A 16,913-nucleotide genomic window follows, 5' to 3' on the forward strand; every position below is an offset into this window, starting at 1 on the left:
CTTGACTGAGCCCGCCAACGCAAGGTTGCTGCGCGGCCCGGTCGAAATTGCGCAGTGCACAAAAGAGGCGGGCATGCGCGCGTGCCTACACGCCGCATCCCGCCCCCACTGGCGTGCTGCCGGAAACCGGTTATGGCGCGGACGTGGCCGCTGATTCGGCGTTCCATGCAGCGACTCTGGCCTTGGTGTCGGCAAGCATCCTGTCCAGCGCTGCGCGATCGTACACATCACCGCGCAGGATCACGCTGTCGATCTTTTCGGTGGCAGCGATGTCCTGCAACGGGTTGGCGGTCAGCAACACCAGATCGGCCGCCTTGCCCGTGGCGACGCCGCCATAGCGCTGCATCTGGCCGAACCAGGCCGGGCCCGATCGGGTCGCGGCCGACAGCGCCTGCGCTGCGCTCAGGCCCTCCTTCACGAACAGCTGCAGTTCCTGGTGCAGGCCGATGCCCGGGTAGTTGAACGAATTGAGGAAGCCGGCATCGGTACCGGCAATGATCGTCACTCCCGCTTCCTGCAGCAGCGGCAGCACCGCAGCCACCTGGTGGTACTGCGCATGGCGCGCCTCGATCTGGGCCGGGGTGGCCTTGGCCGCGCGCTCGATGCGCCAGGTATAGGTCGCGCGCAGGCCCGGGCCGATATAGGCCAGATACGGATCATCGGCGTGGTCGTTCTGGTCGAGGAAGTCGAGGATGCGGCCACCGTTGAGGGTCGGCGTCACGAATACGCCACGCTTGGCGAAATCACGGTAGGCATGCAGCGCGGTTTCGCGATCGAAGCTGGCGTCGAGCCGGCGGTTGGCTTCGGCTCGATCGATGCGCCCGGCGCCGAAATCGGCCGCGATCTGCGCCTCGTCCTTGCTGCCAGCCTTGAAGGCATAGTCCAGATGCTCGATCGAGGCCAGGCCCGCATCCACGGCCTGCTCCACCGTCAACGCCATCGGAATGTGGCCCGAGGCCTTGAGACCCGCCTTGCGCGCCGCGCTGGCCGAGTACAGGAACAGCTCCGGCGTCAGCGTGCTGTCGGTGATCTTCACGAAGTCGACCTTGTCGTGCTGCAGGCGCTCGATCGCCTTGTCCGCGTCGGCCTTGCTGCCCACTTCGATGGTGCCCTTCCAGACCGGCTTGATGCCTTCGATTTTCGCACCGGAGGTCAGCAGGCGCGGACCGAACAGCGTGCCGTTGGCGATGTCGCCGCGCCACTGCAGTACCTGCTGCGGAAGATCACCTGAGCAATCGCGGATCGTGGTGATGCCATGAGCGATGTACAGCGGCAGCAGCGCCTTGTTCTCTTCCACCAGCGCCGGACCACCACCGAAGTGCACGTGCATGTCCCACAGGCCTGGAATCAGGTACTTGCCCTTGGCGTCGATCTGCTGGCTGGCGCTCCACTGGCTGCGCAGCTGCGCATCGGGACCGACCGCGACGATGTCCTCGCCACGGATGACCACGCTCTGCCCGGGCACGCTGCGTGCGTGCTCGACGTCGACCACCGTGGCGTTGCGGATCAGCAGATCGGCGCGCTCGGCGGCAGACGCCGACAGCGGTGCAACGGCAAGAAGGACGGCAAGGGACAACGGATGGGAACGGAACATGGACGGCATCCTGGTGGGCACGGCAGCGTGCGGGTGGAAGGGGCGGGTGTCAGCGCGTCGCGCCATGCTGGCGCAGCAGGGTTTCGATGTTGGTGTAGCCGCGTTGCTTGGCATGCGCCAGCGGCGTTACGCCGTCGCCATCGGCAAGCTCGGGGTTGGCGCCGGCGTCCAGCAGCAGCTGTACGATCTGCACGTGGCGCGGGCCGCCATCGCCAAGCAGGATCGCCTCCAGCAGTGCAGTCCAGTGCAGGCGGTTGACATGATCCACGGCCACGCCGGCGCGCAGCAGCGTACGCACGGTGGCGACATGGCCGCGTTCGGCGGCAGGAATCAGCGCGGTACCGCCATAGCGGTTGGTGCTGCGCAGGTCTGCACCGTGGGCGAGCGTCAGCGCCAGGATCTCATCCAGGCCGCGCGCGCCGGCATACAGGTACGCGCTGTCCTGCAACGCGTCCTTGGCGTTGACATCGGCACCGGCCTCGATCAGTTCGCGCGCCACATCCACGTTGTTGCCGTGGGTGGCCAGCAGCAGGGCCGTGCGGCCCTGGCCGTCACGCGCCTCCAGATCGGCACCCGCATCCAGTGCCTCGCGCACGGCCCGGGCGTCACCGCGGCTGGCGGCATCGCGCAGCTGCGCATCGGCGCCGCTTCGGGACGTCGCCGTACACGCCGGGATGACCATGGCCAGCAGGCACATCAGCAGCATGCGGGCCAATGCCGAACGGCGCTGCCGGGAGCGAGGGTGGTGCATCGTGACTCTCCTCATGCGCAATGGCGCCGGCCATTGCCGGCCCCTGCCCTGCATGGTAGAAGTCGGCACGGGTATCCAGAAGTGAAATGTTCAAATGCAAGACAGTGCCAAATCGAATAGAACAGTGTTCGAACTGGACCTGCTGCGGGCCCTGGTGATGGTCGCCGACTGTGGCAGCTTCACCACCGCGGCTACCCGCCTGCATTCAACCCAGTCCACGGTCAGCCAGAAGATCCGCCGCCTGGAGGAGCTTGCCGGCCACCGCCTGCTTGAACGCGGCCACCGCGACGTGCATCCCACCGACGCCGGGCACACCCTGCTGGGCTATGCCCGGCGCATGCTGGATCTGAACGAGGAACTGGCCCAGGCCTTGGCCGGCGCCACCGTGGAGACCGCGGTGCGCATCGGTGTGCCGGAGGACTTCGTGAACCCGCAGACCACGCGCATGCTGGCCGCCTTCAGTCGCCGCCACCCGCAGGTCAAGCTGGAAATCAGCAGCGGCCTCAGCCGTGATCTGGCCCATGGCTTCGACCATGGCGAGCTGGACCTGGTGCTGGTCAAGCAGCGTCGCAACACCCGCCAGGCCGTGCACTGCCGGCGCGAACCGATGCATTGGATCGACAGCCTGCGCAGCAGCAGCCTGCAGCAGGACCCGCTGCCACTGGTCACCTTCCCGCCGCGCGGGCTGTACCGCGACGAGATGATCCAGGCCGTCGAGGCCTTGGGCCTGCGCTGGCGCATCGCGTTCACCAGTTCCTCGCTGAGCGGCATCCAGGGCGCGGTGGCCGACGGCATCGGCATCAGCCTGCTGCCACGGCGCGCGGTCAACCGCGAACACCGCATCATCGATGGGCAGCGCGACCTGCCCCTTGTCGACAACTACGAGATCGGCCTGCTGCATCGCGCCGATGCCGATGATGCGGTGCGTGCGCTGGCCAGCGAGTTGTGGCGCCAGGTGCAGCGCGAGCCGGAATAGTCGGCAGGGCTGCGCCCTGCACCGCATTGGTAGTGCCGGCCGCTGGCCGGCAACCTCAACGGCAGCAGCAACAGCAACAGCAGAAGCTGGCATTCCGTTGGACGGCGCTCTGTGATGCTGTTGGTAGGTGTCGACCTTGGTCGACAGGTGGATCCACGCCACGCGTGGATGCTTTTCGAGATATTCGATTTCCAATGGAGATTCATCCACGCATGGCGTGGATCTACTAGTTTCCGGGAAAACTGTCGAAGGCGGTGCGGTGTCGGATTGCGGGGCATCCGCGCCATGGATGGCGCGGCTGAGCCTACAGGGGTGAGGGCGCTTTGTTTGCGAAGCACTGCTTCGCAAGCGCCCGAACGCACAGCCGCCAGCGGCTGGGCCGGGCCCCGGAGGGGTACTTGCGGCGTCCCCGCAATCCGACACCGCACCGCCCTACCTCAGAATGCCCCTGTTGCTTCGGCTGTTGCTGTTGAAGTAGCCGGCCAGCGGCCGGCACTACCAGGTGCTACCGGGCACGGCCCGGCCGCTACAGCCAACGGCCGTCGACCACCACGCGTCGCTCGGCCGGCACTGCGGCCACCGCCGCCGGGCCATGGTCGGCACGCACCGCCACGAAGGTAGCCGGACGACCTTCTGCAATGCCGTACTGCGGCAACCCGATCACCTCCGCCGCATGGGTGGTGACCATGTCCAGCGCCAGCATCAGGTCCGCGTCGGTGTAGAAGCCCGACCGATAGCCCAGCAGCATCGCCCGCTGCAGCAGGTCGCCATTGCCATAGGGCCACCAGCAGTCGCGGATGTTGTCGTTGCCGGCAAACACGCGCACACCAGCGTCGTGCAGAGCACGCAGCGGCGGGAACGGATGGTCGCCCGGCGCATTGCTCATGATCGCTACGCCTGCGGCAGCCAAGGCCTCACCCACCTGCAGCGTCCGCGCCAACGGCACCTCGCCCAGCGCATAGGCGTGACTGACCGCCACCCTGCCCTGCAGGCCCGCCGCGCGTGTGCGCGCGGCGATCCGCAGCAGCTGCGCCAGCCCGGTCTCGCCCGGCTCGTGCAGATGGATGTCCAGACGCACGCCATAGCGCTCGGCCAGCCCGAACAACAGCGCAAGCTGGCCTTCGGCATCCCCGTCCAGCGTGCTCGGGTCGATGCCTCCAAGCACCTCCACCCCGGCAGCGATCGCCTGTTCCAGAATGGCCGCCGTACCCGGGCACGACATCACGCCGGCCTGTGGGAATGCCACCCACTGGATGCGCATGATGTCAGCACAACGCAGCGCCGCTTCACGCACCGCCTCCAGGTGACGCAGGCCGGTGCTGCCATCGATGTCGACGTGGCACCGCATCGCCACCGTACCGAATCCGCTGCACTGGCGGATCAGGGCCTCGGCACGATCGGCCATGGGTGCGGCGGTGGCAATCGCGGCCTTTTCCACCGCCAGACGCTCGCGCAGGCTGTTCACCGGCTGATGCGGATGCCAGCGGTCGCCGACGAAACTCTTGTCCAGATGGATATGGCCGTCGACCAGTCCAGGCAGCACGGTAAAGCCGGTCAGATCGACGCCTTCGGCTCCCTGTACGGCTGCATCGTCGCCATTGATGCCGACAAACCGCCCATCACGGATGTGGAAATGCAGCGGGGCACCGTCGCGATCGACGCCACCATGGACGAACTGCAGGGTCATCAGGTTATCCCGGAAAGCCAACACTGGCGCCATCCTGCCCGCCGCCGCGTCCATCGGCCAACGAAATATCTGCATGCCATGCATTCACCGGCACGATGAATCCCGTCCGCGCCCATGCACCGCAGGGACGCCGGATACACGCCTGAACGGGTAACATGGGCGCCTGTTTCCGCTGTGATGCCGCATGGGCCCGTCCGACCGCCACGATCGTCTTCGCCGCTGGCAGGCCGCGTCCCTGCTGGCCGCTGCCCCGATCGCCAGCCTGTCCGCCACCGATGCCAGCGCCAGCGCGCCCCTGCAGGCGCCGCCGGGCCAGCAGCGGATTGCCTCCGCCGCGCTGGTGGAGGTACTGCACCAGCGCGTGCTGGCCGGCCAGAGCGCCACCGCCACCCTGGAAAGCTGGTGCGCCGAGCACGGCCTGGCCGAGCAGGCCCGGGTCCGTGCCGTGCGTGTGCACGGCCAGGACAAGGCCGCGCCGGCCGACGTGCTGCAGGCCCTGGGCGCCACTGCCTCCACGCCCCTGCGTTACCGGCGCGTGCAGCTGGCCTGCGGCAGCCGCGTGCTGTCCGAGGCCGACAACTGGTACCTGCCCGACCATCTCAGCCCGGCCATGAACCAGGTGCTCGACACCACCGACGAGCCATTCGGCCGCGTGGTCGGTCCGCTCGGCTTCCAGCGCCAGACCGTGACCGACCAGACGTTCTGGCCGCCGCGCGGCGAAGGCGACCATGGTGTGATCCTGGAAGTGCGCGCGCTGCTGCGCGACCGCCAGCAGCAGCCTTTCAGCTATGTCATCGAGTCGTACCTCACACAGGCACTGCCCTGATCCACCCGCAGATAGAGAAAGGCCCGGCAATGCCGGGCCTTTCGTTTTGCATCGCTTAACGGAACCGGTAATCCAGCTGCACCCAGAACTGACGGCCATACGGGTCGTAGTTGCCGACCGGATAGAACGGCCAACCGCCACCGTTCTTGTCTGCCGGCGGGCGGCTGTCGCGCAGGTTGTTGACGATCACGCCCACCGACAGGTTTTCGCCGAACTGGCGAAACACGCTGGCGTTGTAGGTCATGTACGGTGCGATGCGGCCACTGCCATCGGTCTTGGGCAGCGAGCCGAAACGGTTGCCATACAGCGTCGTGGTCCAGTCGCCCTGGTTCCAGGTGATGCTGCCATTGGCCTTGCTGCGCCACTGGTAGTCATCCAGCGAATTGCGGATGTCGCGCACTTCGTCGTCGGCGAACTGCTTGTACTCATGCTCCAGCACCAGGGTGTAGGCAAGGCGCGTGGTGAAGCGGCCATAGCGGCCCGCATCGAAGCGCCAGTTGCCCTTCAGGTCGATGCCGCGCACCGATTCGGACGCCGCATTGATGGGGTTGATCAGTACGCGGGTTACCTGGTCCGGCTGCACAGTGGCAGTGGAGGGGTTGCGGATCACCCGCGACAACGCGTCCTGGCACAGCGACGAGCTGATGTCGCGCGATTCGCCACCGAGGGTGCGGCCCAGTCGGCAATCGGCCTCATCACGCAGGATGCGGCTGGTGTCGAGGCTGGTCACTTCGTTGTCGATGCGGATGTCGTAGTAGTCGGCGCTGAAATCCAGCCCGGACAGTGGCGACCAGACCGCGCCGAAGCCATACGACTTGGCCGACTCGGGCTGCAGCTGCGGGTTGGCGCGGTTGCTGTAGTCGATCGACAGGCCGTTGTAGTCGCAGTTGTCATACGACTGGCCGGCGGTGCGGCAGCGCCAGTAGTCGGTCATGCCGGGGTTGTAGCCTCGGGTCTCGGTGGCGAACACATAGTTCATGTCCGGCGCACGGAAGCTGGTGGCCGCGGTGCCGCGGATCAGCAGGCTTTCGATCGGACGGAATTCGACACCGAAGCTCCAGGTCGCCTTGCCGATATGCTCGCCGCCGGCGCGGTACTGGTCGTAGCGACCTGCCAGGGTGGTGGTCAGCGACTGCAGCAACGGCAGCTGCAGTTCAACACCGGCCGCGTAGCGGTCACGTTCGCCACCGGCACCGATGCCGGCGCTGGTGTTCCAGAATTCGCCGGTGCCCAAGCGCGGGTCCGGGCGGTTGCGGTAGCCCTGGCTGCCCGCCTCGACCACTGCGGCCAATGCGGCATCGCCACCTGGCAACGCGAACAGGCGGCCATTGACCGTCGCGCTGAAGGTCTGCAGCCACGCCGCATTGCGGCTCTCCTGGTAGTCGGACAGGCGGCCGTACTCATCGGGCGTCAACGGCTGGAACAGGCGCGCAGGGTCTGGTGCATAGACCTCCACACCGTTGCGCACGCCCAGCTGCGGGCCCAGCAGGTACTCGTTGATGCCGGCCAGCAGCACCGGGCGGCGCGTGCGGTTCTCGTAGCGCGAGCGGCTGTAGACGGCCTCGTAGTCCCAGCCGCTGTCGCCGATCTGGCCCCGCGCACCGACGTTGAACGACCACGAGCTCTCCAGGAAGCGGTTGGCGTTGCGCGGCAGGCCGCCGATTTCCTCCGGCGCGAAGCGGCGGTACCAGCTCTCCAGGTTGCCCGTGTTCTGGTTGTAGAAGTAGTTGCGTGACGAGGTCCAGGTGGGCGCACGGGTATTGTTGTTGATCCGTGCGCTGCCCAGCGCGACATCCGCAAACAGGTCGGTGGTGTCGTTGACGTGGAAGGTCAGCAGGCCGTAACCGTTGAGGTTGCGCTTCTCGGTCTGCACGGTCCAGTAACTGGCAGCGGCTTCGTTGCTGCCGCAGTACCAGCCCTGGCGCGGGTTGTTGGCGCGCAGCACGCTGCCACCGTAGATGGACGAAGCCGCATCGCAGCCGGCGGTGCCCGGATCGATGTTGCGACCGGTGGCTGCATTGCGACGATAGGCGACGGCCGTCGGCTGCGGCGCCTTGCCGGTGGGGTCATCGTCCAGCGAATCCATGAAATCGCGCTGGCGCGCATGGATCGCCTTGCGCACGTCCAGTTCGAAGCCGAACAGGCCTTCCCAGCGTTCGCCCGAGCTGCCGCCCACTACCTGCACGCGCTGGTTGTCACCACCGCCCTGCTGGGTGCCGCCGGCACGCACATTGACGTCCACACCGTCGAAGCGGTCCTTGAGGATGATGTTGACCACGCCGGCGATGGCATCGGAGCCATACACCGCAGATGCCCCTGCGGCCAGCACCTCGATGCGCTCGATCAGCGCACTGGGGATGTTGGCCAGGTTGACCACGTTCACCGAGCCTTCGTAGGCCAGCGGATAGTCGGCCTGGCGGCGGCCGTTGACCAGCACCAGCGTACGGTTCGGGCCCAGGCCACGCAGGTTGATGGTGTTCGCCGCCGGGGTGAAGGTATTGCCGAAGTCCTCGCCCTGCACGTTGCCGGTGTTCTCGGTGAGCGCGCTCAACGCATCGAATGCATTGCGGTAGCCCTGCGCATCGATCTGCTCGCGGCTGATCACCGTAACCGGCGACGGTCCCTCGACGCTGGCACGCGGGATGCGCGAGCCGGTGACCTTCACTTCCTGCAATGAGGTGGGTGCGCTTTCCTGCGCGAAGGCCGGCGACGAGGCCAGCATCAGGGACGACAAGGCAAGCACCAGCGGACGCGGGCGCAGCGCCAGGGAAGAGGCGGACATGGGCTTCCTGGGGGAGTTGGGCGGGTGGTCCGGGGCGCTGGCGACGGTGTGCGCATAACGATCCCGTAACGAAAGTGTCCTGAACGGATGGTTGCAACGGAAATGACCAGGCTTGATGGCGTTATGCCTGAACCGAATCAGACCGCAGCCAGCGACCGCATCACCTTTGCAACTTCTTTTATTGTTCCACTTCGCCGGCGTGGGTCATCGTCCTCCCCATGCACCTGTACTCCCCGACTCTCCTGCCTCCGCTGCGGCCCGTGCTGCGCCGCCATCTCCTGCTTCTCCAGCACGGCCCCGTCGTGCTCCGCCCTCTGCAGCGGTCGGACCTCGCGCTCTGGCGGCGCCACTATCAGCGGATCGAGCGCGCCTGCAACCTGCCTGCGCATTTCGATGCCGAAGCCAGCTTCCTCTGCGCGGTGCAGCGATCGCAGCTGCAGCACGACAACGATCGTCTGCTGCTGGGCAGCTTCGATGCCGCCGGTGAACTGCTGGACCAGGTGAGCCTGCACCTGCGCTGTTCGCATGCCCGCAGCGTTGAACTGCACTGGCTGCATGCAGCGGGCTGCCCCGAGCAGCGGCTGCTGCGCCCTGCATTGCAGGCGCTGGGCACGTTCCTCTTCGAACAGGTGGGGATCCGTCGCCTGTACGTTCTGCTGCCGTGCGATGCAGGCAGCGGACTTGTCGCTACGCTGCAGTCGGTCGGCTTCGAGCACGAAGGTCTGCTGCGCGATCACCATCTGGATGTCGAGGGCTGGCAGGATCGCCAGCTCTACGCCCTGACAGCCCCTGTCTGGCGGCAGCGGCAGCCAGCGCAGAACTAGCGCACGCGCTCCAGCGAAGCATCCGCGCCGGTCAACACGCTGCAGGCATGGTCCTGCAGCTCCTCGGCGCTGGCATCGTTGTCGCTGCCGGGATCCAGCTGCGTGGCCAGCAGGATGAATCCCGGCGCGCCCTGCACGTCCGCCCGGCCTGCCACCAACAGGCTCCATTGGCCGACCGCCGCCACGCCACTGAGGTCGTAGGCAAGCAGATTGAGCGGATTGGCGGTCAGTTCTGCACCCGGCAGCACGCGCGCCTGGTAACGATGCCCCCGCAACAGTACCGGCAGCGGCGCCCACCTCTGGCCAAGCCCTGCAGTGTTCGCATCCAGCGCCTCCAGCACGTCCGCGCGCAGGCAGTCGACATGGATATGCAGCTGGTGCTGGGAGCGGCCGTGGGGTGAATTGAGCGCCAGGCTGGCGACCTCGCGCGGTAGCGTCTGGCCCAAGGCCTGCTCGGTAAGGCGGCGCGCCTTCCACGCCGCGGCGAAGTAGTTCGGTGCGCCGCGCCGGTACAGACCGGGGTTCTCGATGCCGCTCACCTTGTCGATCGGCATCAGCAGGAACTGGTAGTGGCCGTGCGCGTCCTTGACCAGTACATTGCGCCGGTCCGCCGCCGTCTCCACCTGCAGGCAGGCGCCGCGCGGAGCATCGGGGCCACGGCAGTCACGTTCGATCAACCGCCACAGCGCATCGGAGCGCGCAGGCGGCGCACTGGCGCAGCCGGCCAGAACAGACAGGGACAGTGAAAGACAGAACAACGGCAACAGGCGGGGCACGGTACTCACTTCGATGGCACGGCCAACGGCCGCGCCGCGCAGTGTAGCCTGCCCGCTCAGCCAGGCACCGCCTCCAGCGCTCCGGCCTCTGCCTTGTCCTCCACTTTGCCCGGCGTGTACTTGGTCGCGCCGAAGTACAACACGCGCCACTGGCTCAGGTTGCCGATGAACCAGTGCGCCACCGAGTCATGCCCGTAGCCATCAAAGAAGGTCTCCACTTCCGGCGGCAACAGCGTGGTGTTGTCCCAGGACTCCAGGGTCACCCGCTCGGCCATCGTCAGCGTCGCCCCCCGCTCGCGGCGCCGGCGCAGGCTCACGATCTTGCCGAGCATCGTATCGTTCTCCTTCTCCAGCCCGCGGCGCTGCTTGCGAACGGCCGAGAGCTCGTCGTCACGGGCCTTCAGCTCATCGGAAACCCGGTTCCATTCGGCAGTCTTGTCCGCATTGCCCTGGTCAGCCAGATGCAGGTTGTCATTGTCCCACGGCGACGGCAGCTGCGACTGGCGGCGTCGCAGGGTCCGCACCTGCTCGCGCAGCGCGTCTTCGCGTGCGGCCAGGCGCTGCATCGAGGGCAGCCTGTCGCCGCGCGCAACGCGTACGCGCATCCAGCGATACAGCAGTTCCATATGCGAAGCCTGCACGTCTTCCATGCGCCCGCGCTTGACGCGCACCGCCTGCAGGTAGGCATTGAACACTGCCTGCAGCTCCGGATCCTGCTTGTCGAATTCGGCCTTCACCTGATCTTCCAGGCTGCTGACCGGGTTGAGCAGCACGCCACCGGCCTGCGCCATGTCGTACATCTCGTTCAGGGCAAAGCGCGCGATGCTGTTCCGGCGCCCCTGATGCTGGGGGTCATAGCCTCCCCCCACGTCCGAGTGCACCCCTGGGAACCAGATCTCCACCGTGTTGGCGGGGTACTGGGCGTGCTCGCGGGTTGAATCCAGGGGGAACTGACCGCGCAACTCGTGTGCAGCGGTCATGTGCACCGACTGTTCCACGATCTCCGGCACAGTCATCCCTTCGGCCCAGCCGGTATGCCCATTGCGGTAGTTCACTGCTGCCGCTGCCAGGCTGGGCCACACCGAGCACACCGTATCGAACACCCCCATGAAGCCAATACGTAACGGGATGCGTTCCCGGTACAGCCAGGTGCCATCGGCCTGCCGCCGGCAGCGCGCGGCCAGATCACGGGCGAACCCGCGTGCAGAGGCCGCACCGCGCGAAAAGCCCAGCACCGACACGCTGACCACCAGGATGCGCATCGGCTCGGGCTGGGTATCGATCAGCTCGTCCAGCGCCTGCAGTGCGAAGTCGATGCGCTCGCGCCCGCCCTTGCCGATCGACAGCCCGAGCAGGCCACCGCTGTCACCGACCTCCGGGCATGGCGTTCCCACGCCGGACAGATACTGGCGCTTGCTGTTGCGACGATCCCTTACATGCGCGTCGTACAGCCGGGCGATGTTGGAAAGCGCCCGCTCCCCTTCGCTCTTGGCCAGCTCCTCTTGGCGATTGTTGCCGGTGCCATCGAAGAACACGCTCAGGTGCAGACTTTGCGTACAGCCCGTGGTAGCCGCTTCCTTGTCCGGGACGGTCTTGCACATCGCCTCCTGGCGGCGGCGACGCTCGGCATCACTCAACGGACGCGTGCCCCGTGCCAACCGCGCCGTGCGTGCGGTGCCCTCGGCCCGGGCGATCGGATCGGGGGTGCCCGGTTCGAGATCGACCTGTCCGGGAATCGCGGTCGGATCAGTACTGGTCATGGTCCTTGTGCTCCTTCGGTACCGGCATGCGCCGCACATCCCACTTGTTCACTCCCTTTTCCAGCAGCTCGGCCTCGACGTGACCGTCTGGATAGAAGTGCAGCAGCAAGGTGGCCGGATTGGGCGGATAGGGCGTCTTCAGCGATACCACGGCTTCGCGCGGCACCCGGTGGCCTTCGCTCAGATAACGGTTGGTCGCCAGGTCATAGCGGTTGGCCTCGATCCAGCGCACGCGCACGCTGTCCGGTCCCTTGCCGCGCGGCGCGCGCGGCCCCATTCCGGAGCCACCGTTGGTGTACCCGTCCAGCCCGCCCAGAAACTGCTCATCGACCCGCACATCGGCGAGGTAGTACGGGCTGTAGTTGAACGCGAACAACGACAGGATCGGCGTCTTGCCTCGCGCCAGCGCCCGGCTGCAGCCGACGCCCGTCACCAGCAGCGCGATCACCGCCAGCGCGATCCACCAGAGGTACTTGTTGCTCATCATCACCGCCTCGCTCCGTTCAATCCCAGCTTTCTTCCAATGGCCAGACCTCGTCGCCGATGTCCGCCGCGCTGCGCCTCCCGCTGGCGAACTCCTGCAGGCGCAGTCGCCATGCCGGATCCTCGCCGAGATCCACACCGGCCAGCAGCGACCAGGTTGCCACCATCACCACACGACGGCTGTCTTCAATGCCGGCCGCAGCGGCCGTCGCCACCACGCGCCGGAAGAAGGTGTACCAGCGCGCGCGCGGCAATCGCGCCAACAATTCGGGGTCGGTCAGCTGGAAGTGGTCGATCAGGGTGTAGGGATAGCTGGCGTCGATCAGTCCGCGCCGCTGTGGCGCCGCCAGCACCCAGGGCGGGTCGTGCGGATCCAGCGCGGTGTCCTCAAGCTCCAGGTGCGCCCATTGCAGGTCATGCCGCAGGTACCACCAGCGCTCTCCCAGCGCCAGGAAGGAACGGCACTGTGGCGCATCGAGGACCTGCACCCACCAGGGCAGGACCCGGGCATCGAAGAAGCGCGCCAGGAACTCCTTGCCATTGGGGTAGCTGGCGTCCAGGCGCCGCTGCAGGCGCTGCAGCAGCGCGTCCGCGCTCAATGTCGTGTCGATCAGGCTCAGCAGGCCCGGCGAGCGCGCGTGCGCCGCCGCCCGCTGCAGGAAACGGTCGATATCCGTGTCACGCGGCAGCCGCGCAAGGAACACGCTGGCGTCGTCCGTGCCGTCGCCCAGCAGGCCATCAAACAAACGTAGCGGCGCCCACGGCAGCGTGCGCAGCAACTGCAATGGCTGATCGCACTGCGCACCATCCAGCAACACAAAACGGCCCATGTCCGCTTCCAGTGGCGGCAGCGCGAGGGGAGGAAAATCCCAGTCCCGGATCACGCCGGGCCGCCCTTCGGCGTCAACGGCGCCGCGCGTTGCGCCGCCAGCAGCAGGCACTCCTTGCACACCGACTGCGGGAACACCGGCAGCGGATAGCGGCTGCCACCGCCGGGCAGGAACGATTTTCGCCCTGCGTGCACGGTAATGCGTCCGGGCGCATTGAAGACGATGTTGCCGCCACTGATGGTGACGCTGGATCCCTCCGAGGTCGCCACATGGACAGTGCGGCCCGCCCCCAGTTCAACGCCGGCCTGGGCACTGGCGGCGCGCAGCGATTGCCGCGCCTGCAGGCTTGCCTGATCCTGCTGGGCCTGGATATCCAGCGCCTGCGTTGCGCTGGCCAGCGTCAACGTCGCCGTCGCGGTGTCCGTACCGGTCATGCTCGCAGCAAGCACACCGATCGCCTGCCGGCCGTGCCAGCGTGCGTGCCCCATCACCGTCGCATCGCTGTGCTGTCCGCTGCCCAGCAGCAACGTTTCACCCTGCGCCCAGTGCAGCCCCTGCCCGGCCACCAGCAGGGCGCCTGCAGGTGCGGAAAGTCCGAGCACTGCATCACCGCTATGCGGCACGCGTCGCTCGCCAGCCTCAGGGCTGCGTCGTGCCGCGTCGGCTTTGGCCTCCTCAACGCCGCCGCCTGGCACCGTGCTGCGCAGGCTTGCCAACAACACCGGCAGTGGCGCATGCGCGCCGTCCAGCCGCGAGCGCTGCGGCGACTGCACGCCCAGCTGCGCAGCCGGCCCCACGGTCTGGTGGATTCCCGCTGCCCGGGCCTGGCCTTCGGCCAGCGTCACCAGCTGCTGCAGCAACGCCACCGATTGCGGCGCCGCACCCGCAGGCTCTTCATTGCGATGGGCGTAGGCATCCATCCACAGCCCGCGCTGCCCTCGGACACTGCCCCAGGCGTCGCTGCGCAGCTCGAAACCGATGCCGCGCAGACTGCCGCGATAGTTGTCCGCGCGGTGGCGCAGGTGACCGAGCGCCAAGGCGGTAGCCTGCTGGCTGCTGGCCAGCTGCGCACCCAGCTGCCGGTCGCTGTCGTCGAACATCAGCCGGTTCCAGCCCTCGCCCTGCCACTCGCGCGACTGCACGCCCCACAGCGCCCCGGCGTTCCGATGCGCCGCTTCGCCAGGCGCCGCCGCGTGCCAGGCAGGCGCTTGGCCGCCGCCCAGGTTGGCCTGCGCGCTGCCGCCGCCGTCCCGCGCCTGTGCATAGGCAGACGTGTCCTGTTCCGCGCCGGCTCCGGCCGGCGTTGGTGCGATCCCGGCCTCCCCGCGCCCGTTGTACAGCGCACCCATCACCAGCGGGCGATCAATATCGCCCTCGAGAAATCCGACCAGCACTTCCTGGCCGATGCGCGGAAGGAACTGACTGCCGACGCCGGGCCCGGCATAGCGCTGCGCCACGCGCAACCACGCGCTGCCGGTATCGCCCTGCTCGCCCTGGAAGTGGAAGCGCACCCGGACCCGCCCCAGCGCGTCGGCATGCAGATCGCCGCCGCTGCTCCGTTCACCCGCCACCACCACCGCGGTCTGATAGCCCGGTGCAAGCGGTCGCGGATTGCGTCGTGCACCGGTGCCATCGTCGAGAATCGGCCGCCACCGGCGGTTCCGCTCGAGGGCAATGAAATCCTGCGCGTACCCCTGCTTACGTGCCTGGTCAAGCAAGGTGCCGGACGCATCGAGCGCTGCGTCATCGGTTGCCAACCCGTGGCGCAGGTCCACCGGTAGATTGTTCACCCCCGCATGCTCGACCGCCAGCAGCAGCAGCTCCTTCGGCAATGCTCCCGGGATGCCGGTCAGCACCCATGCCTGCCCCGCGTCGGCGCTGCGGACACTGCCGCGCCCGCGCCACTGCCGCGCCTGCCCCTCCAGCGCTTCCACCACCAGCCGTGCGTGGTGCTGCAGCTCGGCGGCATCGGCGAAGGCGTGTGCGCCCACCGGATCGTAGTCCTCCCTGCCGCCCTGCGAGGCGTCCTGTACCGGCAGCTGGCCGGCGAGCGAGCGTACGCTTCGGTAGTCGCTGCTGTGCAGCTGCACATGCGTACTCTGCAGGCGCAGCAGCTGCCCCAGCTGCTGCACGCCATCACGGCGCTCGGCGGCATCGGCGCGATGGAAGCGGACACCGCCTGCTTCCTGGGACGCAGCAGCTTCCGGCAACAGGGTGGAATCGGCGAACAGCAGCACGCCATGCCCTGCTGTTGCCTCCTCCGCCTCCTGCACGCACCAGCCCAGCCCTTCCTCGGCCAGCAACCGCTGCACGAAGGCCAGATCGGTTTCACGGTACTGCACGCAGTAGCTGCGGGGTCGTGAACCGGCGAGCATCCCGTCCACCTCATCGCTCCAGCGCCAATGGGCATGCTGCGGGTACATCTGGAACACCGCATCCACGATCTCGCGCACGCTCTGTTCCTGGAACACGCGGCTGCGTCGCGCCTGGCCAAGCCACCACGTCCAGTCACGCAGAGTTACCCGATAGCGCACCAGCCCGCCATCACTGCCTGCACACTGCGCGTCGGCAATGACGCCGTGGCGCATCCAGTCCTGGCCATCATCGAGCCGCGCATGCAGACAGGCAGGCTGGCCCGGCCACTCAGCCAGGGGCAGCGACGCATCCAGCGCGAGCACATCGATCTGCAGCTCCCGCCCTTGCGACAGGGCATCATGTCCCTGCCAATGGTCGACAACGACCGCCGGCATGCCGGGCAGGTCCAACCGATACAGGCGGCTGCCGGCATCAAGGCCTGCGGCGTGAACCAAGAGGTTGCGGATTGCTTCCATGGCGTTCCTACCGTTGCTGCCCCCCTGGCCGGAGAGCAGGTCCTTCCCCTGTAGGGCGACGGTAGCAGATGCAAAACCGCGGCGCACGCCCGCGCCGTCACACCGGATTAACTTCCCGGATCAATAGGTTCCGTAGGAGACTTCCACCACTGCGGGCTTGCCCTCGCCCTGTACCGGCTGCAGGATGAAGCGGTCCAGCGCGCTGCTGTCGTCGCCCAGCGACGTGCTGCGGAACTGCAGCCGATAGGTTGCCCCGGCCTGGACGCTGCCATCGGGCAGCAGCCGCGCATCAGCCGGCAGCAGCAGACCGCCCAGATCGCTGTAAGCCTCGGGAGCATCACTGAAACCGTAGTCGATGAGCTCATCGGTGCGACGCATTTCATAGACCCGCGTCTGCCACGGGCGCGCCGCGCTGCGGCCATTGCGCAGATCGGTCACCCACTGCTCCGGCAGCTGGTAGACCTTGCGCAGCGCCGTGTCGTCGAGCTCGGCACTGGCCACCTGCAGGCAACACACCAGGCGCTTGCTCTCGCGGTCGTAGATCGAGAAGCGCGCGTCGCGGGCTGCGGGCGTTGGCAACAATGCGAACGGGACATCACGCAACGCTGGCTCGGCCCCATCACGGGAGCCCAGATTACGCCAGCCGCCGAAGGTCGGTTCGGCGGCCCTTGCCAGCGGTGCCGCCAGGCAGAGCGCCACCGCAAGTCCGGCCGTCGTGCGTCCGATCCAGTTCTGCATCTCGTTCATCCGTCAGTGGCGTCAGGCCAATCAGTTTTGTGAGAATGCCATGAAG

The 16,913-nt window shown here is 67.4% G+C and carries 13 protein-coding genes; 3 read left to right on the plus strand and 10 right to left on the minus strand.

Features of this window, described 5'->3' with window-relative positions:
• Positions 1 to 130: 130 nt before the first annotated feature.
• Together LMF57_RS11610 and LMF57_RS11615 are read right to left on the minus strand one after the other, a co-directional pair.
• Positions 131 to 1,594 carry an amidohydrolase family protein gene (locus tag LMF57_RS11610; RefSeq protein ID WP_229289891.1) on the minus strand — a complete coding sequence of 488 codons (1,464 nt, stop codon included), beginning with the start codon at positions 1,592 to 1,594 and terminating at the stop codon, positions 131 to 133.
• 49 nt (positions 1,595 to 1,643) lie between these two features.
• Complete coding sequence (locus LMF57_RS11615) at positions 1,644 to 2,345, minus strand: ankyrin repeat domain-containing protein (protein WP_229289892.1); 702 nt, start codon at positions 2,343 to 2,345, stop codon at positions 1,644 to 1,646.
• A 94-nt stretch (positions 2,346 to 2,439) separates the two neighbouring features.
• Between LMF57_RS11615 and LMF57_RS11620 the strand changes: the two genes are divergently transcribed.
• Positions 2,440 to 3,321, plus strand: coding sequence for a LysR substrate-binding domain-containing protein (locus tag LMF57_RS11620; protein ID WP_032975274.1), 882 nt, complete (start codon positions 2,440 to 2,442; stop codon positions 3,319 to 3,321).
• A gap of 526 nt (positions 3,322 to 3,847) precedes the next feature.
• Here the strand turns inward: LMF57_RS11620 and LMF57_RS11625 are convergent.
• On the minus strand, positions 3,848 to 5,008 hold the full coding sequence (locus LMF57_RS11625; RefSeq protein ID WP_229289893.1) for an amidohydrolase family protein: 1,161 nt from the start codon (positions 5,006 to 5,008) through the stop codon (positions 3,848 to 3,850).
• A gap of 184 nt (positions 5,009 to 5,192) precedes the next feature.
• Between LMF57_RS11625 and LMF57_RS11630 the strand changes: the two genes are divergently transcribed.
• Positions 5,193 to 5,834 carry a hypothetical protein gene (locus LMF57_RS11630; RefSeq protein ID WP_229289894.1) on the plus strand — a complete coding sequence of 214 codons (642 nt, stop codon included), beginning with the start codon at positions 5,193 to 5,195 and terminating at the stop codon, positions 5,832 to 5,834.
• Positions 5,835 to 5,889: 55 nt separating this feature from the next.
• Here LMF57_RS11630 and LMF57_RS11635 read toward each other — a convergent pair whose 3' ends face one another.
• Complete coding sequence (locus LMF57_RS11635; RefSeq protein ID WP_229289895.1) at positions 5,890 to 8,616, minus strand: TonB-dependent receptor; 2,727 nt, start codon at positions 8,614 to 8,616, stop codon at positions 5,890 to 5,892.
• 302 nt (positions 8,617 to 8,918) lie between these two features.
• Here LMF57_RS11635 and LMF57_RS11640 point away from each other — a divergent pair, with 302 nt between their 5' ends.
• A complete protein-coding gene (locus LMF57_RS11640) occupies positions 8,919 to 9,440 on the plus strand; it encodes a GNAT family protein (protein WP_229289896.1) in 522 nt (173 codons plus the stop codon).
• On the opposite strand, the gene LMF57_RS11645 is transcribed toward LMF57_RS11640, so the two are convergent.
• The 6 genes from LMF57_RS11645 to LMF57_RS11670 all read right to left on the minus strand — a co-directional run bounded on the left by LMF57_RS11645 (position 9,437) and on the right by LMF57_RS11670 (position 16,858).
• On the minus strand, positions 9,437 to 10,216 hold the full coding sequence (locus LMF57_RS11645; RefSeq protein ID WP_117310634.1) for a CDP-diacylglycerol diphosphatase: 780 nt from the start codon (positions 10,214 to 10,216) through the stop codon (positions 9,437 to 9,439). The genes LMF57_RS11640 and LMF57_RS11645 overlap by 4 nt on opposite strands.
• A gap of 56 nt (positions 10,217 to 10,272) precedes the next feature.
• Positions 10,273 to 11,976 (minus strand): DUF2235 domain-containing protein, encoded by a 1,704-nt coding sequence (locus LMF57_RS11650; RefSeq protein WP_162887661.1) that lies wholly within the window; start codon positions 11,974 to 11,976, stop codon positions 10,273 to 10,275.
• A complete protein-coding gene (locus tag LMF57_RS11655) occupies positions 11,963 to 12,460 on the minus strand; it encodes a hypothetical protein (protein WP_208082468.1) in 498 nt (165 codons plus the stop codon). The genes LMF57_RS11650 and LMF57_RS11655 overlap by 14 nt, the downstream gene beginning before the upstream one ends.
• 19 nt (positions 12,461 to 12,479) lie before the next feature.
• Complete coding sequence (locus tag LMF57_RS11660; RefSeq protein ID WP_117310637.1) at positions 12,480 to 13,289, minus strand: DUF4123 domain-containing protein; 810 nt, start codon at positions 13,287 to 13,289, stop codon at positions 12,480 to 12,482.
• A gap of 50 nt (positions 13,290 to 13,339) precedes the next feature.
• The gene (gene tssI / locus LMF57_RS11665) at positions 13,340 to 16,120 is read right to left on the minus strand and encodes a type VI secretion system tip protein TssI/VgrG (protein ID WP_208082469.1); all 2,781 of its coding nucleotides are present in this window, start codon (positions 16,118 to 16,120) and stop codon (positions 13,340 to 13,342) included.
• 120 nt (positions 16,121 to 16,240) lie between these two features.
• Positions 16,241 to 16,858 carry a decarboxylase gene (locus LMF57_RS11670; RefSeq protein WP_208082470.1) on the minus strand — a complete coding sequence of 206 codons (618 nt, stop codon included), beginning with the start codon at positions 16,856 to 16,858 and terminating at the stop codon, positions 16,241 to 16,243.
• Positions 16,859 to 16,913: the final 55 nt, after the last annotated feature.

It is taken from the genome of Stenotrophomonas sp. SI-NJAU-1, from assembly GCF_020883215.1.
In the GTDB taxonomy this organism is placed as follows: Bacteria; Pseudomonadota; Gammaproteobacteria; order Xanthomonadales; family Xanthomonadaceae; genus Stenotrophomonas; species Stenotrophomonas indicatrix.

What these genes read in the sequence shown, in the direction of transcription:
- LMF57_RS11660 (WP_117310637.1), bottom strand. Translation starts at nt 13,289, where the DNA reads ATGGGCCGTTTTGTGTTGCTGGATGGTGCGCAGTGCGATCAGCCATTG.
- LMF57_RS11615 (WP_229289892.1), bottom strand. Translation starts at nt 2,345, where the DNA reads ATGCACCACCCTCGCTCCCGGCAGCGCCGTTCGGCATTGGCCCGCATG.
- LMF57_RS11655 (WP_208082468.1), bottom strand. Translation starts at nt 12,460, where the DNA reads ATGAGCAACAAGTACCTCTGGTGGATCGCGCTGGCGGTGATCGCGCTG.
- tssI (WP_208082469.1), bottom strand. Translation starts at nt 16,120, where the DNA reads ATGGAAGCAATCCGCAACCTCTTGGTTCACGCCGCAGGCCTTGATGCC.
- LMF57_RS11610 (WP_229289891.1), bottom strand. Translation starts at nt 1,594, where the DNA reads ATGTTCCGTTCCCATCCGTTGTCCCTTGCCGTCCTTCTTGCCGTTGCA.
- LMF57_RS11670 (WP_208082470.1), bottom strand. Translation starts at nt 16,858, where the DNA reads ATGCAGAACTGGATCGGACGCACGACGGCCGGACTTGCGGTGGCGCTC.
- LMF57_RS11650 (WP_162887661.1), bottom strand. Translation starts at nt 11,976, where the DNA reads ATGACCAGTACTGATCCGACCGCGATTCCCGGACAGGTCGATCTCGAA.
- LMF57_RS11620 (WP_032975274.1), top strand. Translation starts at nt 2,440, where the DNA reads ATGCAAGACAGTGCCAAATCGAATAGAACAGTGTTCGAACTGGACCTG.
- LMF57_RS11635 (WP_229289895.1), bottom strand. Translation starts at nt 8,616, where the DNA reads ATGTCCGCCTCTTCCCTGGCGCTGCGCCCGCGTCCGCTGGTGCTTGCC.
- LMF57_RS11630 (WP_229289894.1), top strand. Translation starts at nt 5,193, where the DNA reads ATGGGCCCGTCCGACCGCCACGATCGTCTTCGCCGCTGGCAGGCCGCG.
- LMF57_RS11625 (WP_229289893.1), bottom strand. Translation starts at nt 5,008, where the DNA reads ATGACCCTGCAGTTCGTCCATGGTGGCGTCGATCGCGACGGTGCCCCG.